The sequence below is a fragment of the Kineosporia rhizophila genome (assembly GCF_021277265.1).
GTDB lineage: Bacteria > Actinomycetota > Actinomycetes > Actinomycetales > Kineosporiaceae > Kineosporia > Kineosporia rhizophila.
Map to the genome: position 1 here is coordinate 300,050 of NZ_JAJSOH010000004.1, position 26,816 is coordinate 326,865.

The following is a 26,816-nucleotide window of genomic DNA, read 5'->3' on the forward strand; positions in this document are numbered from 1 at the left end:
CTCAATTCTCTTCCGGGTCCCACTCGAACGAGTCGTACGCGATGTGGTACGTCGGCCGCCCCTGCAACTGCGTGTAGAGCCGGCCGACGTACTCACCGAGCAGCCCCAGGCACAGCAGTTGCACCGCGCCGACCCCCGCGACCACCACGAACGTCGAGGTCCAGCCGGGCAGTGTGTGGTCGGTCAGGAAGGCGACGATCGCCACTGCGAACAGCACCGCGGTGACCAGGGCGCCGCCCAGACCGAAGTAGGTGGCCAGGCGCAGCGGGGCGACCGAGAAACCGGTCAGGCTGTCCACCGTGAGCCGGATCATCCGCGACAGCGGGTACTTCGTGGTGCCCGCGGCCCGCTCCTCCCGCCGGTAACCGACCTGTGCACTGGGGAATCCGAGCGCGGGCACGACCAGCCGTAGCACCCGGTTCTGGGCCGGCAGCCGGTTCACCGCGTCGACCGTGGCCCGTGACATCAGGCGGAAGTCGCCCGCGTCGGCAGGCACGTGATGGCCGACCAGCCGCCGGATCATCCGGTAGTAGCCGTCGGCCGTGAGCCGTTTGAACGCCGAGTCGGTGGTGCGGTCGTTGCGCACGCCGTAGACCACGTCGGCGGACTGTTCCCGGGCCGCCGTGAGCATCTCCGCGATCGTCTCCGGCGGGTCCTGCAGGTCGGCGTCGATGGTGGCGACCCAGTTGCCCCGGGCCCGCATCAACCCGGCCGACAGCGCCGCCTGGTGCCCGGCGTTGGCCCGCAGCCGGATCACCCGCAGCTGCGGCCAGTCGCGGCGCGCCTTCTCCAGCAGCGCCGGGGTGGTGTCGCGGCTGCCGTCGTCGACCACCACGACCTCGTAGGACTGGCCCAGGTCGTCGAGGACCGGCCGCAGCCGGTCGACGAACATGCCGATCACGGCCTCTTCGTCGAACATCGGCACGACCACGCTCAGCTGCGGGGGCAGGGCGTGGTCGCGGTCGGTGCCGGCTCCGGGTCTCATCACCAGTCAGCGTAGTGGCCCGACCAGGTGGCCCCGGCCGGGCGGCGAACCGGGCAGTGGGCGGGCCGCTCGCGCGGGTGGCAACCCGGCATGGCAGAGTAGGTCCGCCCGGGACGATCACCCGGTGCACCCGTTCGATGAGAGGTTCTCCACGATGATCGTGCCCGCCGCTCTGGTCGCCGCTGCCACCGAGGCCGCCGAGGAGCACCACGAACTGCCGCTCGACGCGTGGGTCTACCCGCTCATCGCGGCCGTGATCTTCTTCGTGCTCTTCCTGCTGACGTACGCGTTCCGCAACGTTGCCAGCAAGCACTGAGTGAACGCCTCCTCCGCCGGTGAGCTCGCCGGGCCGGCCCCGGACCGGCCCCGGCGGCGCATCGGGGTGATGGGCGGCACCTTCGACCCGGTCCATCACGGCCACCTGGTGGCGGCCTCGGAGGTGGGCAGCCGGTTCGGTCTCGACGAGGTGCTGTTCGTGCCCACCGGCGAGCCCTGGCAGAAGGTCGACGACCGGCGAGTCAGCCCGGCCGAGCACCGTTATCTGATGACGGTGATCGCCACCGCGGCCAACCCGCGGTTCACGGTCAGCCGCGTGGACATCGACCGCGGCGGGCCCACCTACACCAAGGACACGCTGCGCGACCTGTCCGAGCTGTACCCGGACGCGGACCTGTACTTCATCACCGGTGCCGACGCGCTCACCGCGATCCTGTCCTGGAAGAACCCGGACGAGCTGTTCCAGCTGGCCTATTTCATCGGGGTCACCCGCCCGGGGCACCGGCTGGACGGCTCCGGCCTGCCCGCCGACCGGATCAGCCTGCTCGAGGTGCCGGCCCTGGCGATCTCCTCCACCGACTGCCGCGACCGGGTCGCCGACGGGGAACCGGTCTGGTACCTCGTGCCCGACGGCGTGGTCCAGTACATCGCCAAGCACGGCCTCTACCGTCCGGAGCGTCCGGAAGCCCTCTGAAGGCGTGAGATGGTTGGGGGTGTGACCGCGTCAGACCATGCCATCGACCTCGCCACCCGTGCTGCCCGCGCGGCCGCCGAGAAGCTCGCCACCGACATCGTCGCCATCGACGTCAGTGACCACCTGGTGATCACCGACACCTTCCTGGTGGCCTCGGCGAACAACGAGCGCCAGGTCCGGTCGGTCGTCGACGGGGTGGAGGAGGAGCTGCTCAAGGCGGGCGCCAAGCCGATCCGCCGGGAGGGTCAGCAGGAGGGCCGCTGGGTGCTCCTCGACTTCGGCGACATCGTGGTGCACGTGCAGCACGAGGACGAGCGCGAGTACTACTCCCTCGAGCGGCTCTGGAAGGACTGCCCGGTCCTGGAGCTCCCGGCCGAGGTCAACCAGCCGCAGAGCGGCCAGGAGTGACCGCCGACCGGGTGATCCTGATCCGGCACGGTCGCACCACCTGGAACGCCACCGCGCGCTTCCAGGGGCAGACCGACATCCCGCTCGACGACGTGGGCGTGGGCCAGGCCCAGCGCACCGCCGAGGCGCTCTACCAGCAGCTGGTCGGCACCGAGGTGAAGATCCTCTCCTCCGACCTGGCCCGGGCCGCGCAGACCGCCCGCGCCCTGGCCACCCGGCTGCACGTCGAGGTCGGGCTGGAGCCGCGGCTGCGCGAGGTCTCCGCGGGCGCCTGGGAAGGCCTGACCCGCGACGAGATCACGAAGGTCTGGCCGGACGACTACGCGGCCTGGCGCCGCGGCGACGCCGACGTGCGGCTGGGCAACGACGGCGAGACCCGGTCAGAGGCGGCCGAGCGCTGCGCCGCCGCGATCGTCGAGGCCGAGAAGGCGATGACCGGCGGCACGCTGGTGTGTGTGTCGCACGGCGGCGCCCTGCGGGGAGCCATCTTCTCGCTGCTGGGTACGCCCGACTGGCCCTGGTACGCGCTGGAGGGCCTGCACAACGCGCACTGGGCCGAACTGCAGAACTCTGAGCGGGGCTGGCGGCTGAGCCGCTACAACGTCAGCTGAGGGCCTTGGTCAGGAGTTCCATCTGACTGACCACGGCCTGGCGTCGGGTAGGTAGATCCAGCCCGGCGCCCAGCACCGACTCCGCCACCGCGCCCAGCGACCAGCAGGCGGTCACCAGCGTGACCGCCGTCAGCAGCAGGTGTTCGGCCGCCGCCTGATCCAGCCCCGGCACTGCTGCGCGGAAGCAGTCCACCTGCCCCGCACAGATCGGCCGCCGCCGCTCCAGCGCCACTGCCTGCCCCACCTCCAGGCTCTCCCAGGCCAGCAGCCGGGGTAGCTCGGGCCTTCTGTTGCAACGGTCGAAGAGCTCACCGGTGAAGCGGCCGACCGCCCCGGGGCTGCTCGGCGTCATGTCGATGTCCGCCAGCAAGCCCGACAGCTCATGCGCCAGCACTGCGGCGAAGAACTGCTGCTTGTCGCCGAAGTACTTGTAGACGCGTTCCTTGTTCACGCCGGCGTCCCGGCCGATCGCGTCCATCCGGGCCCCCGCGAACCCGTGGGCCGCGAACTGGCGCGCACCCGCGTCCAAAAGCTTCTTCCTGGTCGCCTCGGTGTCCCATGCCACGACCACCACCGTACAACTCCAACCGGATGGTTGCAGATATCGGCGAGACCTGCCTACGCTGCTAAACCCAACCAAGCGTTTGGAGTTAGCTCATGAAGACGTTGCTGCTGGGTGCGCGCGGAGCAGTCGGGCGAGTGATTGCGGCCGAACTGCTCGCCGACGGGCACGTAGTGATCCCGGCCGGGCGCACGGCGGTTCCCGGCGGGGTCCGGATCGAACTACCAACAATGGACGGGTGGCGCGCCTTGGAGCGGGCGGCGGCCAGTGTCGATGTGGTGGTCAATGCATCGGGCATTGAGGACGCTCGCATCGGCCCGTCGGTGGGGGAGACACCCCTGGTCGAGATCTCGGCCACTGCTGCGTATCTGGAGCAGTTACGCGAGAGCGGGACGAACGTGCTGCTGGGCGCGGGGCTGATCCCGGGGCTGAGCACGGTGCTGGTGCAGGCGCTCAAGGCTGCCCCCTCCGACGAGATCGACGTGCTGGTCATGCTGGGCAGCGGTGAAGCGCATGGCCCCGCCGCCGTGGCCTGGACCGCCGGCCTGATCGGGGCTGACCTGTACAAGCCCGCTGAGGGTGGCACCGTGCGCAACCTGACCTCAGGCCTTTCCGGCGTTGGGCCAGACGGGCGTACCCGCCGTTACCTCCGGGCCGACTTTCCCGACCATTGGCTTCTCGGGCGCCCAATCCGCAGCTACCTGACCCTGAGCTCTCCCCTGGCGGCAGGTGCCCTCGGCGTCGTGGCCCGCCTGCCCCGTTTGAAGGGTCTGCTCGCCCGCTCACCGCACATCGGTTCCAGCGATTGGCATGTGATCTGCATCAATCGGCGCACCGGCGAGCGCCTGGCTGCTGCTGGTGTGGGGCAGTCCGTAGCCACCGGCGTGCTCACCGCCCTGGCGGCCACCCGGATCGCCGGAACTCGGCCCGGGATCGTGACCATGGACGAAATGGTTTCGCTGGAGGACGTTCTCGCCGCCGGGGCGCCTGCCGGTGGTGCGCTCGTCACGCTCTCTGGGGCCGCCGCCGACGCTCCCGAAGTTTTCGATTTGTAGTTGCCCCCGTGTCCTGCGGTAAAGTTCCATGACGCCGAACGAGAGGCCGCGCAAGCGGGCTCGTCGCGTGGCGGGGCTGTAGCGCAGCTGGTAGCGCACCTCCATGGCATGGAGGGGGTCAGGGGTTCGAATCCCCTCAGCTCCACCAAAGGTGGCTTGTTCGAACCTCCTGACGGGGGTCAGAGCCACTGGCCGGGCCGACACTGTCGGCCCGGCCGTTTTCATTGGTGGTAGGTCAGGCGGGCAGCAGGCCCGGCAGGCTGTCGGCAGTGTCGAGAATGGTGGATGCGGGATCCCGCGGCCCCCAGCCCAGGATGTTCCGGGCCGCCTCGGCCGAGATCGGCGGGGTGTCCGTGGCCGGCGCTGCCACCCCCGGCCCTTCGGCCAGAACACGCGCCATCCACTCCACCGTCACCGGACGCCCCGAAGAGGCGATGAAGCGTCGTCCCACTGCTTCGGGGGCATCCAGAGCGCGAAGGTGCAGCTCAACGACGTCCCGTACGTCAACGATCGTGAAGGGGCGGCCGGGACCGGACAGGGATTGGCCCGAGCGCAGCGCAGCCACCATCTCCACCGAGACGGACAGCTTCGGGGAGAGGGCCGGCCCGAAGATGCCGGTCGGGTTGACCACCACCAGTTCCGGACCCCCGTCGGCCGCGAACTTCCACGCCGCACGTTCGGCCAGGGCCTTGGAGCGGATGTACGCGGGAAGCGACGTGTCTTCTCCGTCAGTCCAGTCCGCCTCGGTGTAGGGCTCGCCGCTGTGACGGGAGTACCCCACCGCAGCGAACGACGAGGTCAGGACAACCCGCCGCACATTCTGCCGTCGCGCGGCAGCCAGCACCCGTAGAGCACCGTCGCGGGCAGGCCGAATGATGTGCTCGGGGTCGTCCGGTTCCGCCGCTGGGAAAGGAGAAGCGTGGTGCAACACCCCGTCCGCGCCCTCCAGGGCCGAATCCCAGCCACTTTCATCGTCCAGAGTCGCCGTGACGAACTCCAGACCTGCCGCGTTCGCCTCGGCCTGAGCGACGGCCTGCAGCACCAAGTCTTTGCCTGCGGCGTTGCGGACAACCGCCCGAACCGTCTCCCCGTCGTCCAAAAGCCTTACCACCGAATGATTGCCGACGAAGCCACTGGCTCCGGTCACCACGATCGTCCGGTTCATCGGTTCCTCCTAGAATCGCTGGATCACCTCGCCCACGGCTGCGACGGCACGTGCCTCCCCGTCGACATCGCCGCGCACACGGGCGTCCCATAGTTCGGTCTTGCGTCGTAGGTACTCGGCGCGGACGCGCAGCGTCGCGATCTCTTCCTCCACGCGCTGTGCGTGCGCGGCGAACAGATCTCGCTGCTCCCGCCGGGCCGCCTCGTCCCCCTGGTCACTGCGTTCGAGCAGTTCCAGGTAGCGGCGCATGTCCGCCACGCCCACGCCTGACGACCGTAGGCAGGCCAGGGCCTCCACCCTCTGCGCAGTCGCCTCGTCGTAGCGACGGTGACCACTGTCCTGGTCGCGGGCGACTTCCCGCAGCAGTCCGATCCTCTCGTAGTAGCGCAGAGTCGGTTCGCTGAAGCCGGAGCGGGCCGCCATCTGGGCGATGGTCAAGTCCGCTCCGGGCGCCTGCGTCGTCATGCCAGGAGTCTGCGCCCCTTGAAGCGCTTTAAGTCAAGGCCGAGCTTGCGGAAGAACACCTGGATGTCGTCGACCAGCAGCCCGGGCGCTTCCATGGCCAGGAAGTGACCGCCTTGGCCGAGTTCGGTCCAGTGCACGATGTTGTGGTCACGCTCGGCCCAGGGCCGGATGGCGTTGTCGTTGCCGGACACGAGGACGCCGGTGGGCACGGTCCCGAGTTGGCTCAGGGCCCGGTCCTGCTGGCTGTCTCCCCAGTCGGCCCCGCCCTGGGAGATCTCTTCGTAGTAGATCTGGGCGGCGGATGAGGCGGTGCCGGTCAGCCAGTAGATCGACACGTCGGTGAGGAAGCGGTCACGGTCGATGCTGTCCTCCGGCAGCCCCTCTGCGGGAGCGGTGTGCTCCTTGAACGTCTCCACGATCCAGGCCAGCTGGCCGGCCGGGGAGTCGTTCAGGGCGTAACCGACGGTCTGGGGGCGTTTGCTGTTGCACTGGAAGTAACCGTCGTTGGAGTTCTGCATCCGCTGCCAACGTTGCTGTTCGGCCTCGCTGAGGTTGTCCATCTCCCCGTCGGCCCCGACCGGCAGGGTGACCATGGCGGTGAGGTGGATGCCGATGACACGCTCCGGGTCCTGCTGACCCACTTTGGGGGCTACCCACGCGCCCATGTCGTAGCCGTGCACGCCGTACCGGTCGTAGCCGAGCTGGGTCATCAGGGCCGCGAGGATCCCGGCGATCCGGGCCGCGTTCATCCCCGGCCCGGCCAGGGGTGTGGAGAACCCGAAACCCGGCAGCGACGGGATCACCAGATGGAAGGCGTCGGCGGGGTCGCCGCCGTGGCTACGGGGATCGGACAGGGGCCCGATCACGTTGAGGAAGTCGACCACCGAGCCGGGCCAGCCGTGCAACAGGATCAGCGGTGTGGCGTCTGGTTCGGGCGAGCGCACGTGCAGGTGGTGCAGATTCTGCCCGTCGATGGTGATCAGGTGTTGCGGGTACTGGTTGAGAACGGCCTCCTGAGCACGCCAGTCGTAGTCGGTGCGCCAGTAGTCGGCCACCTCCCGGAGATATCCGGTGGGGACTCCGCGGCTCCAGCCGACCCCGGGAAGCTCCTGCGGCCACCTGGTGGTGGCCAGGCGGGTTGCCAGGTCGTCGAGCTGAGACTGCGGGATGTCGATCCGGAACGGGCGAAGGTCGGGCCGGCTGGTTGTCATGCGACGCACGCTAGAACCCGATGCGGACAGCTGCTTTCCTGATGTTGCCTCGTCAGAAGTTGGGCCAGGCGTTGCCAGAATGAGTGGGACGTGAGCGAGGTCCTGGCCCAGGTCCAGGCGGCCCCGGTGCGGCCAAGAACCACTTGGCCACCATCCAGGAGGAGCTGGGCGCCCGTAATCGCGCCGCGATCGCGGTCTGGGCCTGGAAGACGGCCGGTCCGGCTGAGCAAGCAGTCAGCAGCCTGGGAAGCTCTCCATTTATGAGAGTAAGCTCTCGTGATATGAGAGCTTCAGCCTCGCCATTGTTGCCGCTCCTGCGCAGTCGTCTCCAGGGGGAGCTGCTGGCCCGGGTACTGCTCGGCAGCACGCCAATCAGCATCGCTGACCTCGCGCGGGACCTGGCCGCCCCGCTCCCGACGGTTGCCCGTGAGGTGAGTCGCCTGCGTGAGGGTGGCCTGCTGGTCGTGGACAAGCAGGGCCGGGCCCAACTGGTCTCAGCGAACGAGACCAACCCGGCGACGGAACCGCTGCGGCAGCTCATCGCGGTCACCTTCGGACCGCGGCAGGTCGTGCCGGAGGAGTTCGGGGATCTGTCCGGTCTGGGAGAGCTGTACATTTTTGGATCGTGGGCGGCCCGGTACGAGGGGGAATGGGGGTCGGTGCCAGGCGACGTGGACGTCCTCGTCGTCGGCCCGGTCGATCGTGACGACGTGTACGACGCGGCTGAGCGAGCCGCCCGGCGCCTGTGGCGCGAGGTCAACGCCACTGTCGTTTCGTGGCAACGCTGGTCTGCCCAGGACGACCCGTTTCTCAGTGAGGTGAGACGGCGTCCTCTGCTGAAACTCTCTTCGGGGGAATGAGACTGTGAGCTGGAACAAGGGACGCGACGTCATCGAAGATCTGCTCAGGCGGGGTCACCTTGAGCACGTACCGGGTAACGAGTCCGAGGCCCAGCACTTACTGGCCAAGGCGCACTCTCATCTGCAAACAGCTCAGAGCGTTTCGGACCTGGATCCGGAGATCGCTTACGGGGCGCTGTACGCGGCGGCACGTAAGGCGCTTACGGCCCTCCTGATTCAGCAGGGGCTCCGTCCCACCAGGGCCGGAGGGCATGAGGTCGTAATTGAGGCAGTGCAAGCACAGTTGGTGCCGCCGCTCGGAGAGGTCATGCGTCCTATGCGGCGGATCAAGCGACGCCGCAATGACGGTGACTACGCGGGTTCCGAAGACCGACTGCATGCCGAAGATGTCGAGGCCGACCTGCCGGCGGCGGCAGCGATCGTCGATGCGGTGGAGCGTGTGCTGCCTCAGATGACAGTGTTCGTGACTCAGCGAGCGTGATCACGGGGGTTCGCACCGGACGGAGCAGCGGGTCTCGTTCCGGGCGGACAGGCCGTCGTCTGGGTGGGCCGATCTGGCCCAGGATCATTGCTCGCGAACCTGCGAAGTTTGTTGACGTCACCCCGACGGCAACATTTCACGAGAGCAGGTTCAGCCATGAAGGCAGTGCGTTTCCACGAGGTCGGCGGCCCCGAGGTTCTGCGCTTCGAGGACGTCGAGCAGCCCACCCCCGGCGCCGGCGAGGTCCGGATCCGAGTCGCGGCCTCGGCGTTCAATGCGGCCGACAACGGCATGCGGGCCGGCTTCCTCCCCATCCCGGTGGTGCTGCCGCACGTGCCCGGCTACGACGTCTCGGGCACGGTCGACGCGCTTGGTGAGGGCGTGGACGGCCTCTCGGTCGGCGATCAGGTCGTCGGTTTCTTCCCGATGGAGCGGGACGGCGGCGCGGCCGAGTACACGATCGTCCCGGCCGACCGCCTGGTCACCGCTCCCACCAGCATCCCGCTGGCCGACGCGGCCGGTCTGCCGTCGGTGGCACTGACTGCCTGGCAGGCACTGTTCGACGACGGCAACCTGCAGGCCGGGCAGCGCGTGCTGATCAACGGCGCCGGCGGCGTGGTCGGTAAGTACGCCATCGCGTTGGCCAAGCGAGCGGGCGTGCACGTGGTGGCCACCGCCAGCCCGCGCAGCGAGGAGGCCGTCCGCGCCGCCGGCGCCGACGAGATCGTCGACTACACCGCCACCGACCTGCTGAGCGCGGTCGAGGGGCAGGTCGATGTACTGCTCAACCTCGCCCCCATCGACCCGGAGCAGTTCGCCGCCCTGGTGGCCCTGGTCCGCGACGGCGGCAAGGTGGTCAGCACCACCGCCTTCATGGCCACCCCCAGCGACGAGGCCCGCAACGTCACCGCGGCCACGGTGTTCGTCCTGCCGAACCGCGAGCGCCTGACCGAGCTGGTGTCCCTGGTCGACAAGGGCGAGCTCAAGGTGGAGGTCACCCGCCGGATCCCGCTGGCCGAGCTGCCCGCCCTGCACGCCGAGGCCGCCGCCGGCCGTATCCCCGGCAAGGTCATCGTCCTGGCCTCCTGATCAGGACCGCAGGCTGGCCGGACCGACATCGTTGGTCCGGCCGCCTTCCTGTCCGGCCCGATCTACTGCTTCACCACGTTCCGCCCCGGCCCACCGCGCAGCACGTCGTCGCCCTTGCCGCCCCAGATGTGGTCGTTCCCGTTGTCCCCGCGGATCAGGTCGTTCCCGCCCTGTCCCCAGAGCCGGTCGTTCCCGTCCTCACCGAAGATCTGGTCGTTGCCCGCGCCGCCCCAGATCCGGTCGTCACCGGGACCGCCGATCAGGTGCTGGAACCCGGCCCCGGCCCGGATCTCGTCGTCACCCGGGCCGGCCGAGGCAGCACTGTCCGCCCCGGAGAGAGTGATCCGGTCGTTGCCGTCGCCGCTCATCACAGCGGCCTGCGCCCCGGCCTCGATCGTGTCGTTGCCGGTGTGCCCCAGCACCAGGTTGCGGTCGATCTCGGTGGTGCTGCCCTTGTAGCGGTCAGCGCCCGGGCCGAGAGCCACGGTGTTGAAGAACTCGCCCTTACCGGTGCGGTCGACCAGCGAGACGGAGTCGTTGCGGTCGCCCAGCTTCAGGTTCAGCACGGGCTTCTGGTCGGTCTCGTCGGGCGGCGTCAGTGTGCACCGCACCTTGGTGGTGTCGTCCTCGTCCGGATGGATGCAGGGCCCTCCGGCCTTGATCCGGACGGCATCATCGATCAGGTAGACGAGCTTGTCCTGAGCGGTGTTCCAGCGGACCGAGACCGCTACGTCGTTCACCACGCCGGGCGCCGCGGTGTAGACCAGCCGGCCGTCCTTCTCCGCCACCGTGGCCCCGACCCGTGGAGCGGCATGGGCGGTGTCGACCAGGGCGAACGGGACGAGGCCGAGCGCCAGCACAGAGGCCGTGCGGCGGACGGCAGTAAACAGAGCCATGGTGTGCGTCCTCTGCAGAAGATGTGACTCATCATCGAGCATCGGCACGCTACGCCAAGAAGCTGCCCTGGTCTGCCGTACGGCCGGATCAGCGGTACTGCTTGGGCAGCCGCAGCCCGCGCTCGGCCATCAGCTCCCGTACCCGGTCGGGATAGTCGGTGATGATCCCGTCGATCCCCAGGTCTATCAGGGCCGCGATGGTGGGCAGGTCGTTGGCAGTCCAGGGCACCACCTTCAGCCCTCGGGCGTGGGCCCGCCGCACCATGGAGCTGTCTACGTAGAAGCGGAACGTGGGGTCGGCGATCGTGCCGTTCTGGGGGAAGCCGTACACGGGGGAGAGGGTCTTCACACCGGGGACGGCGTCGGCCGCCCGTACGAAGTCGCCGTCATAGTCGTCGGCGTCGATCCCACCCAGCCAGGGAGAGGCACCCGGCTTACCCACCTGCAGGAAGTCGTAGTTGGTGAGTGCGACGAGGGACAAGCGCGGCGCCAGCTGGTGCATCAGCCGCAGCGCTCCCCAGTCGAACGACTGAACCGTTACCTGACGCTGCAGTCCGGAGGCACGGATCTCCTCGAAAACCCGCCGTACGAAAACCTTCCTGGGGGCGGTCTGCTCCGGCGCCCCGGCTTCCACCTTGGTCTCGATGTTCAGCTTCACGCCCCAGGCGCGGTGCTTACGTACGAGACCGAACACGTCTTTGAGTTCGATCATCCGCATCCCCTGAGCCACTTCCTGGCTGGGGTAGCCCGGCAACTGCTGGTAGCCGCAGTTCAGGGTCTTGAGCTGGGCGAGCGTGAGGTCCTTCACGTATTTACCCGCGTACGGGTACTGCGGGTCACCAGGTGAGACCGGTGCTGTGTCGCGGCACTTGGTGGCGTTGACCTGCCGGTCGTGCGTCACCATGACCTTCTCGTCCTTGGTGACCTGGGTGTCGAGCTCCAGGGTGCTCACCCCCACCTGGAGAGCCTTGGCGAAACCCTCGATCGAGCTCTCGGTGGTCAGGCCGATCCCACCGCGGTGGGCCTGCAGATCAAACAATGGACGAGGGGTGGCGGCGTGGGCGGGAAGGGTCACGCTCGCGCCGCACAGGGTCAGAACTGCAGTGAGGACGAGTCGCCTCGTCCGGGAGTGCAGGGGCATCAGATCTCCGATCGATGCGTCGGTGATTCATCACGACTGCCCGGGAAGTCCGTAATCACCGTAGTTCGGCGGTAATGGCGCCCGCGTGAGACGGCGGTGAATGTTGGCCGGGCTCTGGTGGTCGCCGAGGTGACCGCAAAGCCGTGAGACAGAAACAAGTTGACCTTGACGCTCGCTTGACCCACCCCGTCCTCTGTTGGCGATCCAGCGAAAAACTTCCGGAACAAGGCAACTTTCGGGCCTCCTGGTGCGACTAAGGGGGCGGAACAGCGGCCCGAACCGGCGGGCGGCGGGAAACGATTGGAAGACATCGATGAAGCGACGGGGCAAGCGCGTTCTGGGTATCGGCGGCGCAGCGACGGTTGCGGTCGCCGCGGTGGCCACCGCCGCCGTGGTGAACCTGCAGGGCGCCACGGCCGCCGAACCCAGCGGTGCGAACGGCTTCGCGGCGCAGAACGGCGGCACCACCGGTGGCGCGGGCGGCAAGACCGTCCGGGCGACCACGGGAACCCAGATCCACGAGGCCATTTGCGGTCGCGCGGCGGTGGACACCCCGATCATCATCGAGGTCGCGGGCACCATCACGATCGGCAACACCGCCAAGGTATCCGGTAGCTGCAGCACCGCGGCGGGCGTGATCGAGCTGAAGGACGTCAGCAACATCAGCCTGGTCGGGGTCGGCAGCAGCGCGGTGTTCGACCAGATCGGTATCCACCTGCGCGGTGCCAAGAACATCATCCTGCAGAACCTGCACGTGAAGAACGTGAAGAAGTCGAACGGCGCCACCTCCAACGGTGGTGACGCGATCGGCATGGAGTCGGGCGTCACCAACGTCTGGGCCGACCACCTGACCCTCGAGGCCTCCGGCGGCGAGTCCGAGGGCTACGACGGCCTTTTCGACATGAAGTCGGGCACCAAGTACGTGACCCTCTCGTACAGCGTGCTGAAGAACTCGGGCCGTGGTGGCCTGGTCGGTTCCAGTGACACGGACACCGGCAACGGCCCGGTGACCTACCACCACAACTACTACCTGAACATCGAGTCGCGCGCGCCGCTGCTGCGGGCGGCCACCGCGCACATCTACAACAACTACTACGAGAACCTGGGCTCCTCGGGCATCAACCCGCGCAACGGCGGCAAGGCCCTGGTCCAGAACAACTACTTCAAGAACTCGCAGAACGTCCTGGGCACCTACTACACCGACCTCAAGGGCACCTGGCAGACCGCGGGCAACGTCCTCGACAACGTGACCTGGACCGGTGACGGCATCCACGCCGGGGCGAGCATGGCCTCCAACGGCACCGTGACCGTGCCCTACACGGCCAAGCTGGACGCGGCCGCCTCGGTCCCGACGATCGTCAAGAGCATGGCCGGTGCCGGCACCGGCCTGAAGACGTCGGACGGCAGCACCACCGTCCCGGCCCCGAGCGCCACCACGTCGAACCCGGCCACCACCACCCCGGCCACCACGACGCCGCCGGTGACCACCACGCCGCCCACCACCAGCAACCCGAGCACCCCGACGGGCACCAACCTGTCCATCGGCGCGGGCGCGGACGGCAGCAGCAAGGCCTCGGGCACCAGCTTCGGCAAGGTGATCGACGGCGACACCAAGACGTACTGGTCGCCCAGCGGCACCACCGGCGACGTGTCGGTCAAGTTCGCCGGCACCAAGACCGTCGGCTCCGTGGTGATCAAGGAGACGTCGAGCAAGGTCACCTCCTGGCAGCTGGTCGACGAGACCAACAAGAACAAGGTCCTCGCCTCCGGCACCAAGACCGGCACGGCCAGCTTCACCCCCGTCTCCACCAAGAAGCTGACCCTGGTGATCAAGGCGGCCTCGGGCACCCCGCAGATCGCGGAGTTCGAGACCTACGCGAAGTAGTCGCACCACCTCGGTTCGGCTCGCCGGTCAGGGGTGGTCCGGAGCAGTCCCCGGAGTGGGATATGCTCATGGAGCTTCCTGAGCAGGAACGCCGCAAGGCGGGCCGAACCAGGGGCGGGGCTGTAGCGCAGCTGGTAGCGCACCTCCATGGCATGGAGGGGGTCAGGGGTTCGAATCCCCTCAGCTCCACCGCATGTGGTTAACGGCCGGGTCCGACATTGTCGGCCCGGCTGTTTCCGTTTTGGTGTCGCGTGGTCCGCGATGAGGGCTGTCGCCGGCGTGACCCTTCAGGAGTTCCGGGCGGCCCCGACCAGGCCGTCCAGCCACGCCTGGTGCCCGTTGAGCATCGGGTTGGGCCGCTGGGCCGCGAGTTCGGCGGCAGGGCGGCCGATCTGGGTCTCTTGAGTGAGCACGCGCACCCGGCCACCGGGCAGGTCCTCGACCAGCCAGGCGTGCAGCACGTCCAGCTTCTCGTCCGGCGTGCCCTCCTGCTTCGCCGTCCAGGACAGCCGGCCGGGGGTGCCCTCGCCCGGGTGCTGGAGCTCGACCACCTCGGCATCCAGCGGCGGGAAGCCGAACGTGCCGAACGAGAAGTGGACGCCCTGGGACAGCACCGGGCCGTCGCCGGCCGGGAAGCTGATGTCGGCGACGTTGTCGTAGTAGCCCTCCCAGCGGCTGGTGTCGGTCAGGAGGGGCCAGACCTGGGCGGCGCTCAGGCCGGCCACCACGACCTCGTTCGAGACGAAGTTGTCGCCGGTGCCGGGAAGGTAGCGCTCGGGCCAGGTGATCGCGTTCTGTGTCGTCATGCGTTCACGCTAAGTCGGCAAGACATCGATCTACCAATAGTCTGAACGATGTCTGGAATAGGCGAGCCTATGGCAGGCGGGATTAGCATCGGCTGCGTGGAGTGGACCCCGCCGGCCGACCTGAACCTGCTGCGCACCTTCCTGGCGGTGTACCGAGCGGGTTCGTTCACCGCGGCGGCACCCTGCCTCGGCCTGTCTCAGCCCAGCGTGACCACCCAGGTCAGGGCCCTGGAGCGGCATGTCGGGCGTGCGCTGTTCACCCGTTTGCCCCGGGGCGTGCAGCCCACCCCCTTCGCACACGATCTGGCCGCGCGAGTGGGAGACCCACTCGATGCGCTCACTGGTGAGGGCGGCACCCAGCCGGGACGGACGTCCCCAATTCACCTCGGCGGTCCTTCGGAGCTGTTGTGCGTACGCGTGCTTCCGGCGCTTGCCGGCCTGATTGCAGACGGGGTGCAGTTGCGCGTCACCCAGGGCCTCACCGAGACCCTGCTCGAAGATCTGCGCGACGGTCGGCACGATCTGGTCATTGCCACCCGTCGTCCGCGGGGAACCGCTCTGCCGTCGGTACCTCTGAGCGACGAGGAGTACGTCCTGATCGTCGCCCCGGCCTGGACACCGCACCTGAAGGCCGAGCAGGACCTGGCCACCGGGCTGCGGCGCGTACCCCTGGTCAGCTACTCCGAGGACATGCCGATCGTGCGGCGTTACTGGCGCACGGTGCTGGGCCGGCCGTCACCGCCCGGGCAGCCTGGCCTGACGGTGCCGAATCTGCATGCGGTGGTGTCGGCGGTCTCCGCCGGCGCGGGCTACAGCGTGGTATCCCGCTCGATCTGTGAGGAGCATCTGCGGGACGGCCGACTGATCATGCTGGGCGCGCCCGCCGAACCGCCACTGAACACGTACTTCTTGGTTCACCGTCCCGGCTCCGAAAGCAATCCTGATGTGCTGCGGGTGCGCGAGGCTCTGACCCGCGCTGCCCGGGCCGACTGGAACCTGTCGCTACTGAAGTAAAGATTCTTCCGACCCAAACCCGATCTGCGTGCATCTCACTTCTCTGTAGGGCGCTACGGCAGCGCAGACCTCAGTCAGAAAGAGATGAGCAGAGGAGTGGTCATGACACGGCTCAGGGGAGTTACCGCCGCAGGGATCCTGGCGATCGGTGCGCTGGCCACCTCGGCCTGCGGGTCGGACTCGGCGTCGGGCGCGGCCTCGGGCCCAGTGAAGACACAGGAGACCACCGAAACGACGACGGCCCCCACCACCAGCGAGACGCCAGGGACGCCAGAGGCGACGGCCGACGAGGCACTTCCCGACAGCGGCAAGGGCGTGACGATCGTGCCGGTCGACGGCTTCGAAGGGGGCCTGACGCTGGAGGACGAGGGCCTGTCGATGACCGACGACGACAGCGGCCGCCAGCTCTTCACGTTCAAGTCGCTCGGTGGCGAGCTCTACCAGGTCAAGGCCACGGACGGCTCGGGTGAGCTGGAGCCGTTGTGCTGGCGGGCGCCCGACGCGGACGAGATCAGCCCGTCGCCGATCGTCGCCGGCGAGTGCGGTACCGGCGAGGAGAACCTGGCGTTCAGCATCTCGAAGGCCGGGTCCGGTTACGTGATCAGCCGCGAGAACGGCGAGCTCAAGCTGAACCTGGGCAGTGACGGCCTGGAGTACGGCGACAAGCTGACGACCGAGTGGAGGATCAACGTCTGATCAAGTCCGGCCGAGGGTGCTGCGGGTGGGCCACGGCGCCCGTGCAGATTGTATCGCGTTGCGATACGCGATACGGTTGGGAAATGATCGTCAGTTTCCAGCACAAGGGCCTGGAACGTCTCTACCGTGACGGTTCGAAGAAGGGGGTGCAGGCATCCCATGTCCCGAAACTGTTGCGCATCCTTTCTGCCTTGGATGTCGCTCAGGGCCCTGACGATCTTGCAATCCCATCGTTCCGAACTCATCCCCTCAGAGGAGACCTGGCAGGCCACTGGTCGATCTGGGTCAATGCGAACTGGCGAATCACGTTCCGGTTCATCGACAACGACATTGAACTCGTGGACTATCAGGACTACCACTGAGCAGGAGGTGCCCACCATGACCATGAAGACCCCCGTGCACCCCGGCGAGATCCTGCGCGAAGACGTTCTGGCCGACATCGGCCTTGGCGTCAGCGAAGCCGCATCCCGGCTGGGCGTCTCCCGTGTCGCCCTCAGCCGTGTCCTGCACGGTCATGCTCGCATCAGCCCGAGTCTGGCCATTCGGCTGGAAGAAGCCGGGGTTGGCACCGCCCGTGCCTGGCTGGCTATGCAGATCGCCTATGACCTGGCCATCGAACGCGCCGCCGGTAAGCCCAAGGTCCGCCGCCTCGAGGACGTTGCCTGAACCAGTCACGTCAGAGGCGGCGGACCAGGGCATTGCTCGGTCCAACGACTACTGGTCGGGCTGGTCTGAGAGCCGAGGTCCCGGGCTCGGCCGGCGATCGGCCTGCAAGGATCCTCGTCTGTGATCAACGAGTTGTACGACGTCATCCATCGCCGCCGGGACGTCCGCGGCCAGTTCACCGGTGCCCCTATCCCCGACGATGTCCTCGAGCGCATGCTGAGCGCGGCGCATGCGGCGCCCAGCGTCGGGCTCTCGCAGCCGTGGGACTTCGTGGTGGTGCGCGACCGGGAGCTGCGCGAGCAGTTCTACGGGCACGTCCAGGAGGAGCGGAAGGTCTTCGCGTCCACGCTGGATCCTGAAGCGGCTGAACGGTTCGCTCGCATCAAGATCGACGGAGTACTGGAATCCACGTTGTCGGTCGTGGTGACGTACGACGCCGAGCGCGGCGGCACGGCCGTCCTGGGCCGCCATGCCATTGCCGACGCGGGGCTGTACTCGGTGTGCCTGGCCATCCAGAACCTCTGGCTGGCGGCTACTGCGGAGGGGCTCGGCGTGGGCTGGGTGTCGTTCTACCGCGAGCCGTTCCTGGCTGATCTGCTCGGCATCCCGGCCGGCGTGCGGCCGGTGGCCTGGCTGTGCCTGGGCCCGGTCACTCATCTGGAGACCGTTCCCGACCTGGAACGCCACGACTGGCGGCGTCGTCGGCCGCTGTCCGATGCCGTGCATACCGACCGATGGACCGGTGGCCGAACCGGCGCTTAGGTGGCTAGCCACGTCTGAAATCGGTACATACAGTGGCTTTGGTCACAGCAGCATCACGGCGGGCGTTGGGGACGGACCAAGGGCGGTTCTCCACGATGAAGGATGCACGACGGGACGAGCTCCTGGCTCCGGTCTACGAGGCCTGGGAACGCTTCGTCCAGGGCGACGACCAGGTGCTGGGCGTCCGCCCGCAGGTGGCGATCTCCTGGCATCGTTGTCGGGAGCGCTACCGGGTCGATCCGCACCTGACCGAGGCGCCGATCGCCGTCGCCGAGATCGAGCACACGCCCGAGCACGACGGGGTCTTCGCGGAGCTGGGGTTCCGGGCGGCGTCGGTGGCGCAGGACGTGAGCTTCGCCGGGGGAGTGCTCACGGTCACCGACTCCACGGGCCGGATCCTGGCCGAGTGGGGTGACCAGGCCACGCTGGCCCGGGCCGCCGAGGCCAACCTGGCGCCGTGGTTCTGCTGGTCGGAGTCGGCGGCGGGCACCAACGGGATGGGCATGGCGCTCGAGAGTCATGGGCCGGTGCTGGTGAAGGGGCCGGAGCACTGGTGCCGGGCGTTCCATGACTGGACGTGCGCCGGAGTGGCGGTGCGCGATGTGGTCACCCGTGAGCCGATCGCGGTGCTGAACATCTCGTGCTGGCGCAGTCAGTTGCCTTCCTTTGCAGCGAACTGGTTGACCAACGCAGCGGTTACCACCCAGGGGCAGTTGCGGCGACGGGCTCGCAACAGTGGGGCTGAGTTGGTGGCGGCCTATACGCAGGCCCGGGCCACGAACACGACGCCGTTGGCCGCGCTCGACACGGCGGGGAAGGTGGTGATCGCCGACGAGACGGCGAGTGTGCTGATGGGAGTGCCGGCCGCCACCCCTGCGCTTGATCCGACGGTGCGCTGGAATCCCGGCTTACCTGAGTTGATCGGTGCTGCCCAGTACGCCACAACCCAGGCGGCGCGGAACCCGGACTGGATCGGTTCCACGCAGATCTTCACCCATCTCTCCGATGAGCCGACCCCGATCGTCATTCGTCCGGTCTTTCTCTCCGGCCACCTGATCGGCAACCTGGTGCACTTCGGTACTACGGACACCGGAGCAGCCCTACCCACGGCTGATCGTCCGGAGAGAGCCGAACCGAGGCCCCGCCGGGTGGTCGGCACCCGGGAGAACCGAATGGTGCTGCTGCGGCTGCCGGAGGTCTGCTTCGCCGAGTCCGACGGGAACGACGTGTGGCTCTCTACTGATCAAGGACGTTTGCGAGCGGCATCGGCGAGCCTCGACCGGTTGGGTGGGGAGCTGGCTGACGTCGGGTTCCTGCGCGTGCACCGCCGTTACGTGGTCAACCTGGGACGGGTGCGCGAGGTCGAACGCGGCCGCAACGGTGAACTGCTCCTGATCATGGACGGCGGGGGAGACGTTCCGGTCTCCCGCCGCAACGCTCCCGCTGTACGTCGAGCCCTGGACATCTGAAGTGAGCGACAGCGGTGGTGCCCCCGGAGGCGGGCTTGGGCTCCCAAGCCCGTTCGAACGTCCGTACTCAGCTGTTCTGGCCCAGACCACCAATCCGAACGAGCAGAACAGGCCGCTCGACCTGAGCATCCTGCCCACAAGCCAACCCGATGATTTCGACTACCCCGCAGCGTTCGCCGAACTCGACCTGGACGCGCTGGCCGCCGACGTCGACGCGGTGCTCACCACGTCGCAGGACTGGTGGCCGGCGGACTACGGGCACTACGGGCCGCTGATCGTGCGCATGGTCTGGCACTGCGCGGGTACGTACAGAACTGGGGACGGCCGTGGTGGCCCGAGCGCGAGCCTGCAGCGTTTCGCTCCGGTGGACAGTTGGCCCGACAACCGCAACCTCGACAAGGCGCGCCGTCTGCTGTGGCCGGTGAAGAAGAAGTACGGCCGCCGGATCTCCTGGGCCGACCTGATGGTGTTCGCGGGCAACCGGGCGCTGGAATCGATGGGGCTGCGCACTTTCGGCTACGCGGGCGGCCGGAACGAGGTCTACGTCGGCGAGCGGGTGGACTGGGGGCCGGAACAGGCGTGGATGGCCGACGAGCGGCACACCGGGGTACATGAACTGGACGAGCCATTGGCAGCCGACCAGTTGGGTTTGATCTACGTCAACCCGGAGGGGCCGAACACGGTGCCGGACCCGCTGATGTCGGCCCGCGACATCAGGGCCACGTTCCGGCGCATGGGCTTCGACGACGAGGAGACGGTCGCGCTGGTCGGAGGTGGGCACGCGTTCGGCAAGACGCATGGAGCGGCCGATCCAGAGCGCTACCTAGGGCCGGAACCCGCAACCGCCGGCATGGAAGAGCAGGGGCTGGGCTGGCGGGGCGCGCACGGCAGCGGCAAGGCTGGGGACACGGTGACCAGCGGGTTGGAAGGCGCCTGGACGCAGACCCCCACCACCTGGGACAACCGCTACTTCCAGAACCTGTTCCAGTACGAGTGGGACGTGGCCCTCAGCCCGGCCGGGTTGTGGCAATGGGTGCCGCGCGGGGGAGCAGGGGCCAACACCGTGCCGGATCCGCACGACCCCGAGCGTCGGCACGCGCCCACCTTCTTGACCACCGATCTGGCCTTCCGGGTGGATCCGGATTACGAGCCGATCGCCCGCCGCTTCCTGGAAAACCCCGAGCAGTTGAGTGAGGCGTTCGCCCGGGCCTGGTTCAAGCTCACCCACATCGATCTCGGCCCTCGTGAGCGTTACCTCGGGCCGCTGGTGCCGGCCGAGCCGATGATCTGGCAGGACCCGGTGCCCGAGCGCCAGCATGCCCTGCCCAGCCCAGGCGAGCTCGCGAGCCTGAAAAGTCGCGTCCTGGATTCCGGTCTCACGGTGTTACAGCTCGTCGCAACCGCTTGGGCGTCGGCCTCGACGTTCCGCAACAGCGACAAACGCGGTGGAACAAATGGTGGACGTTTGCGGCTGGAGCCCCAGCGCAACTGGCCGGCCAACGATCCCGACTCTCTCGGTGAAGTGCTGACCGTGTTGGAAGAGCTGCGGCCACCGGAGGTCTCGATGGCCGACCTGATCGTGCTCGGTGGCTGCGCCGCAGTGCAGAAAGCTGCCCACGAGGCGGGCTACGACATCGAGGTGCCCTTCACTCCCGGCCGCACCGACGCGTCGCCGGAGTGGACCGACCCGGAATGGTTCGCCGTGCTGGAACCGGTGGCCGACGGGTTCCGCAACTATCGCGGCAAGGGTGCCCGGCACCGGTCCGAGCGCCTGCTGATCGACCGCGCGGCCCAACTCACCCTTACCGCAGCGGAGATGACCGTGCTGGTGGGCGGTCTTCGGGTGCTCGGTGCGGGCCGGACCGACCTGGGCCTGTTCACCGACAGACCCGGTGTGCTGACCAATGACTTCTTCGTCAATCTGCTCGATCTCCGCTACGAATGGCGGGAATCCTCGGTGAAGGTCTCTGCTGAAGCGACTTTCGAGGGGATTGACCGGCAGAGTGGGGTGACCAGGTGGCGGGCCACCCGGGCCGACCTGGTCTTCGCCTCGAACCCGGAACTGCGCGCGCTCGCCGAGCTGTACGCGGCCGACGACGCCCCGGAGAAGTTCGTGCACGACTTCGTCGCCGCCTGGGTGAAGGTGATGAATCTGGGCCGGTGTGCGCAGACGGCGTGTGAACGGTAGCTGCGGCCGGGCGAACGGTGCGCTCCTGATGTTGTCGGTGGTCTCGCGTAAGGTCCCTCACGGTAGAGGCTTTGATCGTTTCCGATGAGGAGCTGAAGTCCATGACGACCGTGGAGGAACGAGAGGATCTGCTGCGAAGGCTCGGCCTGGCGGGCCAGAACACCGCCTCGCTGGGCCGCCTGCTGAACACCGGCAACGTGGCCGAGGCGAAGGAGCGCGAGGACGGGGTGATGACCGCGACCATCCGGATCCAGCCCGACGACATCTGCTGGGACCCGTCCATCCTGGTCCTGCCGCACGGCGGCGACCTGGAACTGGAACTGATCAACGACGACCTGAACACGCACTGCGCGCTGCTGCCGAGCAACGGCGACCGCAAGTTCATCTGGCTGGTGAACCACTCCCGCGGCACCGCGAGGCTCAATCTCGACGGGCCGGGCTACTACTGGTTCAGCTCGCCCTCCGGCAACGACGAGGGCCGCGGCCTGACCGGGGCCATCGTGGTGCTCGGCGAGGTGCCGCCGGAAGCCCGTCTGGACCGTCCCGACCAGCCGCGTCCCTAGCCGACCGTCGCCAGGAGGAGAACGATGACTACTGCGGAGTCCGCCGAACCGTACATCGACGCAGGCGAGGCTATCGACCAGGGCCGTCTCAGCGGCAAGGTCGCCGGTGGTGAGGTCGCCCCGCCGGTCGCCGAGAACCTCACCTACGAGCGTATTCTCGAAGCCCGTTCCGAGCCGGAGAACTGGCTCACCTACTACGGCACCTACGACGGGCAGCGCTTCAGCACGCTCGATCAGATCAACACCGAGAACGTGCACAAGCTCGGCCCGGCGTGGATCTTCCAGGCCGGCGTGAGCGGCATCATCGCCGGCACCTCGACGTACTCGTTCGAGGCCACCCCGATCGTGGTCGACGGGGTGATGTTCCTGTCCGGCTGGGACGGCTGGGTCTGGGCCCTGAACGCCGTCACCGGGGTGGAGATCTGGCGCTACAAGCACGCCGTGCCGTTCGACGTGTCGCTGTGCTGCGGCAACGTCAACCGCGGGGTCGCGGTGGCCAAGAACAAGGTCTTCTTCGTCACCGCCAACGCCCACGTGATCGCCCTCGACGCGCAGACCGGCAAGCGGGTCTGGGACAAGACGTACGGCGACGTGCGGGCCGGTGAGAGCGGCACGATGGCCCCGATCGTGGTGAAGAACCTGGTCATCGTGGGCAGTTCCGGCGGTGAGTTCGGGGTGCGCGGGCACCTGGACGCCTTCGACGTGGACAGCGGCGAGCACCAGTGGCGCTGCTACATGGTGCCCAAGCCGGGTGAGCCCGGCTCGGAGACCTGGCCGGCCGACGGTGAGGCCTGGCAGCGCGGCGGTGGGAACTGCTGGCTCACCGGCACTTACGACGCGGAGACGAACCTGCTCTACTGGGGCACCGGCAACCCGGCCCCCGACTTCGACGGTGAGGTGCGCGAGGGCGACAACCTCTACACCGACAGCATCGTCGCGGTCGACGTCGACTCCGGGCAGATCCGCTGGCACTACCAGTGCACCCCGCACGACGTGTGGGACTACGACAGCATGAGCGAGTGCATCCTGTTCGAGAAGGACGGCCGCAAACTGCTGGGCCACTTCGACAAGAACGGCTACTTCTTCGTGCTCGACCGCACCAACGGCGAGCGTATCTCGATCACCCCGTTCGTCGACCGGATCACCTGGGGGGCGATCACCCGCGACGGGCAGGTCGTGCCCAAGGTGTATCCGGAGGCCGAGGGGGTGGCGGTGCACTTCTACCCCGGTCCGGCCGGGGCCAAGGAGTGGACGCACGCTGCCTACAGTCCGAAGACGGGCTGGTTCTACGTGCCCGTCCAAGACGTAGGTGCCACCGCCGCCCGTCGGCGCCGCGAGTTCAAGGAGAGCATCCCCTACTGGGGTGCCGGCGTGGCTGTCGACATCGACGAGGCAGTGGGCTATCTCAGTGCGTTCGACGCCAACGGTGAGGAGAAGTGGCGCTGGCGCAACGAGTTGCCGATGTGTGCCTCGGTGCTCGCCACCGGCGGAGACCTGGTGTTCGCGGGTGAGCCGTCGGGCGAGTTCAACGCCTACGACGCGCGCACCGGTGACCTGCTCTGGCAGTTCCAGTGCGGCAGCGGGCATCACAGTAGCCCGGTCACGTACTCGGTCGACGGCCGTCAGTACATCGCAGTGCCGGTCGGCTGGGGTGGCTGGGCGGAGGGCTTCCTGCCCGGGATGCTCGGGGCCGGTCACGGTAGCGCGCTGATCGTGTTCGCCCTGCCGTCGGACACGCCCACCCGCGGCGACGACGACTGACCCCGCCAGAAGCCGCAGACCACGAGGAGAGGAGGTTCAGTCATGGAATCCCGTTTCGAGGAGTGGGAGACGCCCGAGTTCGATGAGGTGACGGTCGCCCCCGAGGTGACCATGTACATCGCCCAGCTCGACTGAGCTGGACCGAGTTCGACTGAGCACGATGCGCGGAGGGGAGGCCAGGATGTTCGTACGGGTGCTGGGTTCGGCCGCCGGAGGCGGTTCGCCGCAATGGAACTGCGGTTGCCGAGTCTGCACCGACGTACGGGCCGGGGCCGCCCCTCCGCGCACACAGTCGTCCATTGTTGTCAGCCCCGACCGTAAGCGGTGGTTCCTGTTCAATGCCTCCCCCGACGTCCTCAGTCAGTTCGCGGCCTTTCCCGAGCTCTGGCCCCGGGGTTCGCGAGAATCGCCGGTAGAAGCAGTGTTTCTGACCGATGCCGAGCTCGATCACACCTTGGGCCTGTTGCTGCTGCGGGAGGCCCCGGCGCTGAGGTTGTACGCCACGGCCACCGTGCACAAGACCCTGTCCGACGGGTCAGGTGTGCTCACCCTGCTGCAGCGTTACTGTCAGGTCGAATGGACGCCGGTGGTCACCGGCGCGCCTCTGGTCCTGTCCGAAGGGCTCACCGGAAGAGCCTTCGAAGTGAAGACGAGTAAACGCGACCGTTTCGGGGTCGGGGGTGGCGCCGGTCGGGTCGTGGGCTACCGGATCAGCGACGCCAGAACCGGCGGAACCCTGGTGTACCTGCCGGGTGTGCAGCACTTCACGCCCGAGGTACGGGCGGCGATCGCGGGATGCACCTGCCTGCTGGTCGACGGAACCTGCTGGAGCGACGACGAACTCGTCCGGCTGGGGCTGGCCGCCAAGACGTCGCGGCAGATGGGGCATTCGCCGGTCGAGGAGAGTCTGCAGCATCTGGCCGGAGCCGGCCGGCGCACGATCTTCGTGCACCTGAACAACACCAACCCGATCCTGCTCGAGGGCACGCCGCAGCGGCTGGCCGTCGAACGGGCCGGGGCGGAGGTGGCCGTGGACGGACTCGAGGTGGAGGTATGAGCGCATGACCTACGTGGCCGGTGAGACCGACTTCGTCTCCACGTTGCGGGCCCACTCCCGCAAGTATCACGACCAGCACCCGTTCCACGTCCGGATGAACGCCGGGCAGTTGAGTCCGCAGCAACTGCGCGGCTGGGTGGCCAACCGCTTCTACTACCAGGAGTGCATCCCCCGCAAAGACGCGGCCATCCTGGCCAACTGCCCCGACCTCGAGGTGCGCCGCCGCTGGATCCGCCGCATCACCGATCACGACGGAACGGCCGAGGGGGAGGGGGGTATCGAGGCCTGGCTGCGGCTGGGCGAGGCCACCGGGCTCAGTCGCGAAGAGATCCTTGACCATCGGCATCTGGTGCCGGGTGCCCGCTTCGCGGTCGACGCCTACGTGACTTTCGCCCGCACCCGTCCCTGGGTGGAAGCGGTGGCCTCGTCGCTCACCGAACTGTTCGCCCCCGACCTGATGGCCGAGCGGCTGGCCGCGTTCGAGCGGCACTACACCTGGATCGATCCGGACGGCCTGGCCTACTTCCGGGCCCGTCTGGAACAGGCTCCGCGCGACAGCGAGCACGCTCTGGAAGTGGTCACCCGGTACTGCCTTTCCAGCGAGACACAGGCGGCCGCGATCGATGCGCTGTCGTTCAAGTGCGACGTGCTCTGGAGCCTGATGGACGTGATCGACCGGGCGTACCCGCGGTGACGGCGATCGCAGCGGCCACCAGACCCCGCCTGGCCCGCCACGTCCGCCTCACCTACTCAGCCGCCCGCGAGCGTCCGGTTCTGCTGCTGCCCGAGACCGTGGTGGTGCTCAACCCCACCGGCGCGGCCATTCTCGAGCTCTGCAACGGTCAGCGCACGATCGCCCAGATCGTGACCGAGCTGGGGCAGCGTTACCGCGAGGTGCCGGCCGAAGAGGTGCAGCGGTTCCTGGCCGGGCTGGCCGCACGGCGGTGTGTGGAGCCGGCCGATGGATGATCCGTTCGGCCTCCTCGCCGAGCTCACCTACCGCTGCCCCCTGGCCTGCGCCTATTGCTCGAACCCGCTGAACATGGCCGAGTACACCGACGAGCTGCCCACCGGCGAGTGGCTGCGGGTGCTCACCGAGGCCCGCGACCTGGGCGTGCTGCAGTGCCACCTGTCGGGCGGGGAACCGTTGCTGCGCCGCGACATCGTCGAGATCGTGGCTCACGCGTCAGCGTTGGGGATGTACACGAACCTGGTCACCAGCGCAGTGGGCTTCAATCGCCGAATGGCCGAGCGGCTGCGCGCGGCCGGGCTGGATCACGTCCAGGTCAGCATTCAGGCTGACCAGCCGGGTCTGTCCGACCGGATCGCCGGCACGCCCTCGTTCCAGCGCAAGATCGACGCGATGCGGCTGGTGCGGGAACTGGGCTGGCCGCTGACGGTTAACGTGGTGCTGCACCGGCGCAACATCGACCGCATCGCCGACGTGCTGGAACTGGCCGTGCAGGCCGGCGCCGACCGGGTGGAGCTGGCCAACACCCAGTACTACGGCTGGGCCTGGAAGAACCGCGAGGCACTGCTGCCCAGCCGGGAACAGCTGGCCCGGGCCGAGACGGTGGTGCATGAGGCCCGGCAACGGCTGAGTTCGCAGATGGACATCATCTACGTGATCCCCGACTACTACAGCAAGTATCCGAAACCCTGTATGGGCGGCTGGGCCTCGCGTCAGCTCACGATCGCTCCCAACGGTGACGTGCTGCCCTGCCCAGCCGCTCAGTCCCTGCCGCTGCCCAGAGCGAACGTACGGGAGAACGAGCTGAGGGAGATCTGGGCCGACTCACCGGTGATGAACGCCTTCCGGGGCACGGAATGGATGCCGGTGCCCTGCCGCGACTGCGACCGTAAAGATCTGGACTTCGGTGGATGTCGCTGCCAGGCCTTCCAGTTGACGGGCGATGCGGCGCGCACCGATCCGGTCTGTCACCTGTCACCCGACCGCCATGTGGTCGACGACGCGGTGCAGGCGGCTCAGCGCGGCGGCCCGGTCGATCTCCAGCTCACCCCCAGACCGCACAGATCCTGACAACGGCGC

The 26,816-nt window shown here is 68.1% G+C and carries 31 protein-coding genes and 2 tRNA genes; 25 read left to right on the forward strand and 8 right to left on the reverse strand.

Annotation, left to right across the window (positions count from 1 at the left end; translation table 11 throughout):
- Position 1: 1 nt before the first annotated feature.
- Positions 2 to 985, reverse strand: coding sequence for a glycosyltransferase family 2 protein (locus LWF15_RS09750; RefSeq protein ID WP_232810102.1), 984 nt, complete (start codon positions 983 to 985; stop codon positions 2 to 4).
- Positions 986 to 1,109: 124 nt separating this feature from the next.
- On the opposite strand from LWF15_RS09750, the gene LWF15_RS09755 reads away from it, so the two are divergent.
- The 4 genes from LWF15_RS09755 to LWF15_RS09770 all read left to right on the forward strand — a co-directional run bounded on the left by LWF15_RS09755 (position 1,110) and on the right by LWF15_RS09770 (position 2,974).
- Positions 1,110 to 1,301 (forward strand): hypothetical protein, encoded by a 192-nt coding sequence (locus LWF15_RS09755; protein WP_232810103.1) that lies wholly within the window; start codon positions 1,110 to 1,112, stop codon positions 1,299 to 1,301.
- Between the two features lie 69 nt (positions 1,302 to 1,370).
- Complete coding sequence (gene nadD / locus LWF15_RS09760; RefSeq protein WP_352396652.1) at positions 1,371 to 1,955, forward strand: nicotinate-nucleotide adenylyltransferase; 585 nt, start codon at positions 1,371 to 1,373, stop codon at positions 1,953 to 1,955.
- Positions 1,956 to 1,976: 21 nt separating this feature from the next.
- A complete protein-coding gene (gene rsfS, locus LWF15_RS09765; protein ID WP_232810105.1) occupies positions 1,977 to 2,363 on the forward strand; it encodes a ribosome silencing factor in 387 nt (128 codons plus the stop codon).
- Positions 2,360 to 2,974 carry a histidine phosphatase family protein gene (locus LWF15_RS09770; protein ID WP_232810106.1) on the forward strand — a complete coding sequence of 205 codons (615 nt, stop codon included), beginning with the start codon at positions 2,360 to 2,362 and terminating at the stop codon, positions 2,972 to 2,974. Before rsfS ends, LWF15_RS09770 begins: the two co-directional genes overlap by 4 nt.
- On the opposite strand, the gene LWF15_RS09775 is transcribed toward LWF15_RS09770, so the two are convergent.
- On the reverse strand, positions 2,967 to 3,539 hold the full coding sequence (locus LWF15_RS09775; RefSeq protein ID WP_232810107.1) for a TetR/AcrR family transcriptional regulator: 573 nt from the start codon (positions 3,537 to 3,539) through the stop codon (positions 2,967 to 2,969). The genes LWF15_RS09770 and LWF15_RS09775 overlap by 8 nt on opposite strands.
- Before the next feature lie 92 nt (positions 3,540 to 3,631).
- Here LWF15_RS09775 and LWF15_RS09780 point away from each other — a divergent pair, with 92 nt between their 5' ends.
- A complete protein-coding gene (locus LWF15_RS09780) occupies positions 3,632 to 4,591 on the forward strand; it encodes a Rossmann-fold NAD(P)-binding domain-containing protein (protein WP_232810108.1) in 960 nt (319 codons plus the stop codon).
- A 72-nt stretch (positions 4,592 to 4,663) separates the two neighbouring features.
- A tRNA-Ala gene (locus tag LWF15_RS09785) sits at positions 4,664 to 4,739 on the forward strand.
- 87 nt (positions 4,740 to 4,826) lie between these two features.
- Here the strand turns inward: LWF15_RS09785 and LWF15_RS09790 are convergent.
- Genes LWF15_RS09790 through LWF15_RS09800 form a run of 3 tightly spaced genes read right to left on the reverse strand, consistent with a single transcriptional unit; the run spans position 4,827 to position 7,432 of the window.
- On the reverse strand, positions 4,827 to 5,756 hold the full coding sequence (locus LWF15_RS09790) for an NAD-dependent epimerase/dehydratase family protein (protein ID WP_232810109.1): 930 nt from the start codon (positions 5,754 to 5,756) through the stop codon (positions 4,827 to 4,829).
- A 9-nt stretch (positions 5,757 to 5,765) separates the two neighbouring features.
- On the reverse strand, positions 5,766 to 6,221 hold the full coding sequence (locus LWF15_RS09795; RefSeq protein WP_232810110.1) for a MerR family transcriptional regulator: 456 nt from the start codon (positions 6,219 to 6,221) through the stop codon (positions 5,766 to 5,768).
- A complete protein-coding gene (locus tag LWF15_RS09800) occupies positions 6,218 to 7,432 on the reverse strand; it encodes an epoxide hydrolase family protein (RefSeq protein WP_232810111.1) in 1,215 nt (404 codons plus the stop codon). Before LWF15_RS09800 ends, LWF15_RS09795 begins: the two co-directional genes overlap by 4 nt.
- Positions 7,433 to 7,713: 281 nt before the next feature.
- Between LWF15_RS09800 and LWF15_RS09805 the strand changes: the two genes are divergently transcribed.
- From LWF15_RS09805 to LWF15_RS09815, 3 genes are all read left to right on the forward strand, one after another.
- On the forward strand, positions 7,714 to 8,292 hold the full coding sequence (locus LWF15_RS09805; protein ID WP_232810112.1) for an ArsR family transcriptional regulator: 579 nt from the start codon (positions 7,714 to 7,716) through the stop codon (positions 8,290 to 8,292).
- Between the two features lie 4 nt (positions 8,293 to 8,296).
- Entirely contained in the window at positions 8,297 to 8,773 is a 477-nt protein-coding gene (locus tag LWF15_RS09810) for a HEPN domain-containing protein (RefSeq protein WP_232810113.1), read from the forward strand.
- A 156-nt stretch (positions 8,774 to 8,929) separates the two neighbouring features.
- Positions 8,930 to 9,862, forward strand: a complete 933-nt coding sequence (locus tag LWF15_RS09815; RefSeq protein WP_232810114.1) for an NADP-dependent oxidoreductase — start codon at positions 8,930 to 8,932, stop codon at positions 9,860 to 9,862.
- A gap of 62 nt (positions 9,863 to 9,924) precedes the next feature.
- Here LWF15_RS09815 and LWF15_RS09820 read toward each other — a convergent pair whose 3' ends face one another.
- Positions 9,925 to 10,758, reverse strand: a complete 834-nt coding sequence (locus LWF15_RS09820) for a calcium-binding protein (RefSeq protein WP_232810115.1) — start codon at positions 10,756 to 10,758, stop codon at positions 9,925 to 9,927.
- An 88-nt stretch (positions 10,759 to 10,846) separates the two neighbouring features.
- Complete coding sequence (locus LWF15_RS09825; protein ID WP_269809859.1) at positions 10,847 to 11,899, reverse strand: glycerophosphodiester phosphodiesterase family protein; 1,053 nt, start codon at positions 11,897 to 11,899, stop codon at positions 10,847 to 10,849.
- 313 nt (positions 11,900 to 12,212) lie between these two features.
- On the opposite strand from LWF15_RS09825, the gene LWF15_RS09830 reads away from it, so the two are divergent.
- Complete coding sequence (locus LWF15_RS09830; RefSeq protein WP_232810117.1) at positions 12,213 to 13,784, forward strand: pectate lyase family protein; 1,572 nt, start codon at positions 12,213 to 12,215, stop codon at positions 13,782 to 13,784.
- A 116-nt stretch (positions 13,785 to 13,900) separates the two neighbouring features.
- Positions 13,901 to 13,973 (forward strand) — tRNA-Ala (locus LWF15_RS09835).
- Between the two features lie 98 nt (positions 13,974 to 14,071).
- On the opposite strand, the gene LWF15_RS09840 is transcribed toward LWF15_RS09835, so the two are convergent.
- On the reverse strand, positions 14,072 to 14,590 hold the full coding sequence (locus LWF15_RS09840) for an SRPBCC family protein (protein ID WP_232810118.1): 519 nt from the start codon (positions 14,588 to 14,590) through the stop codon (positions 14,072 to 14,074).
- 69 nt (positions 14,591 to 14,659) lie between these two features.
- Here LWF15_RS09840 and LWF15_RS09845 point away from each other — a divergent pair, with 69 nt between their 5' ends.
- The 14 genes from LWF15_RS09845 to pqqE all read left to right on the forward strand — a co-directional run bounded on the left by LWF15_RS09845 (position 14,660) and on the right by pqqE (position 26,807).
- Positions 14,660 to 15,604 (forward strand): LysR family transcriptional regulator, encoded by a 945-nt coding sequence (locus LWF15_RS09845; protein WP_269809860.1) that lies wholly within the window; start codon positions 14,660 to 14,662, stop codon positions 15,602 to 15,604.
- A 102-nt stretch (positions 15,605 to 15,706) separates the two neighbouring features.
- Positions 15,707 to 16,300, forward strand: coding sequence for a hypothetical protein (locus tag LWF15_RS09850; RefSeq protein WP_232810120.1), 594 nt, complete (start codon positions 15,707 to 15,709; stop codon positions 16,298 to 16,300).
- 83 nt (positions 16,301 to 16,383) lie between these two features.
- Complete coding sequence (locus tag LWF15_RS09855) at positions 16,384 to 16,662, forward strand: type II toxin-antitoxin system RelE/ParE family toxin (RefSeq protein ID WP_232810121.1); 279 nt, start codon at positions 16,384 to 16,386, stop codon at positions 16,660 to 16,662.
- A 16-nt stretch (positions 16,663 to 16,678) separates the two neighbouring features.
- Positions 16,679 to 16,966 carry a HigA family addiction module antitoxin gene (locus LWF15_RS09860; protein WP_232810122.1) on the forward strand — a complete coding sequence of 96 codons (288 nt, stop codon included), beginning with the start codon at positions 16,679 to 16,681 and terminating at the stop codon, positions 16,964 to 16,966.
- Positions 16,967 to 17,086: 120 nt separating this feature from the next.
- Positions 17,087 to 17,728, forward strand: a complete 642-nt coding sequence (gene bluB, locus LWF15_RS09865; protein WP_232810123.1) for a 5,6-dimethylbenzimidazole synthase — start codon at positions 17,087 to 17,089, stop codon at positions 17,726 to 17,728.
- Positions 17,729 to 17,823: 95 nt separating this feature from the next.
- Complete coding sequence (locus tag LWF15_RS09870) at positions 17,824 to 19,197, forward strand: DNA-binding protein (RefSeq protein WP_232810124.1); 1,374 nt, start codon at positions 17,824 to 17,826, stop codon at positions 19,195 to 19,197.
- A 1-nt stretch (position 19,198) separates the two neighbouring features.
- Positions 19,199 to 21,385 carry a catalase/peroxidase HPI gene (katG, locus tag LWF15_RS09875; RefSeq protein WP_232810125.1) on the forward strand — a complete coding sequence of 729 codons (2,187 nt, stop codon included), beginning with the start codon at positions 19,199 to 19,201 and terminating at the stop codon, positions 21,383 to 21,385.
- A 101-nt stretch (positions 21,386 to 21,486) separates the two neighbouring features.
- Positions 21,487 to 21,948 carry an MSMEG_3727 family PQQ-associated protein gene (locus LWF15_RS09880; RefSeq protein ID WP_232810126.1) on the forward strand — a complete coding sequence of 154 codons (462 nt, stop codon included), beginning with the start codon at positions 21,487 to 21,489 and terminating at the stop codon, positions 21,946 to 21,948.
- A gap of 24 nt (positions 21,949 to 21,972) precedes the next feature.
- Positions 21,973 to 23,709 carry a PQQ-dependent dehydrogenase, methanol/ethanol family gene (locus tag LWF15_RS09885; RefSeq protein WP_232810127.1) on the forward strand — a complete coding sequence of 579 codons (1,737 nt, stop codon included), beginning with the start codon at positions 21,973 to 21,975 and terminating at the stop codon, positions 23,707 to 23,709.
- A gap of 42 nt (positions 23,710 to 23,751) precedes the next feature.
- The gene (gene pqqA, locus LWF15_RS09890) at positions 23,752 to 23,844 is read left to right on the forward strand and encodes a pyrroloquinoline quinone precursor peptide PqqA (RefSeq protein WP_232810128.1); all 93 of its coding nucleotides are present in this window, start codon (positions 23,752 to 23,754) and stop codon (positions 23,842 to 23,844) included.
- Between the two features lie 46 nt (positions 23,845 to 23,890).
- Positions 23,891 to 24,766: a pyrroloquinoline quinone biosynthesis protein PqqB gene (gene pqqB, locus LWF15_RS09895; RefSeq protein ID WP_232810129.1), complete on the forward strand. Its 876-nt coding sequence runs from the start codon at positions 23,891 to 23,893 to the stop codon at positions 24,764 to 24,766.
- A 4-nt stretch (positions 24,767 to 24,770) separates the two neighbouring features.
- A complete protein-coding gene (pqqC, locus tag LWF15_RS09900; protein WP_232810130.1) occupies positions 24,771 to 25,460 on the forward strand; it encodes a pyrroloquinoline-quinone synthase PqqC in 690 nt (229 codons plus the stop codon).
- Positions 25,457 to 25,735, forward strand: a complete 279-nt coding sequence (gene pqqD / locus LWF15_RS09905) for a pyrroloquinoline quinone biosynthesis peptide chaperone PqqD (RefSeq protein WP_232810131.1) — start codon at positions 25,457 to 25,459, stop codon at positions 25,733 to 25,735. The genes pqqC and pqqD overlap by 4 nt, the downstream gene beginning before the upstream one ends.
- Positions 25,728 to 26,807 (forward strand): pyrroloquinoline quinone biosynthesis protein PqqE, encoded by a 1,080-nt coding sequence (gene pqqE, locus LWF15_RS09910; protein WP_232810132.1) that lies wholly within the window; start codon positions 25,728 to 25,730, stop codon positions 26,805 to 26,807. The genes pqqD and pqqE overlap by 8 nt, the downstream gene beginning before the upstream one ends.
- The last annotated feature ends 9 nt before the right edge of the window (positions 26,808 to 26,816 follow it).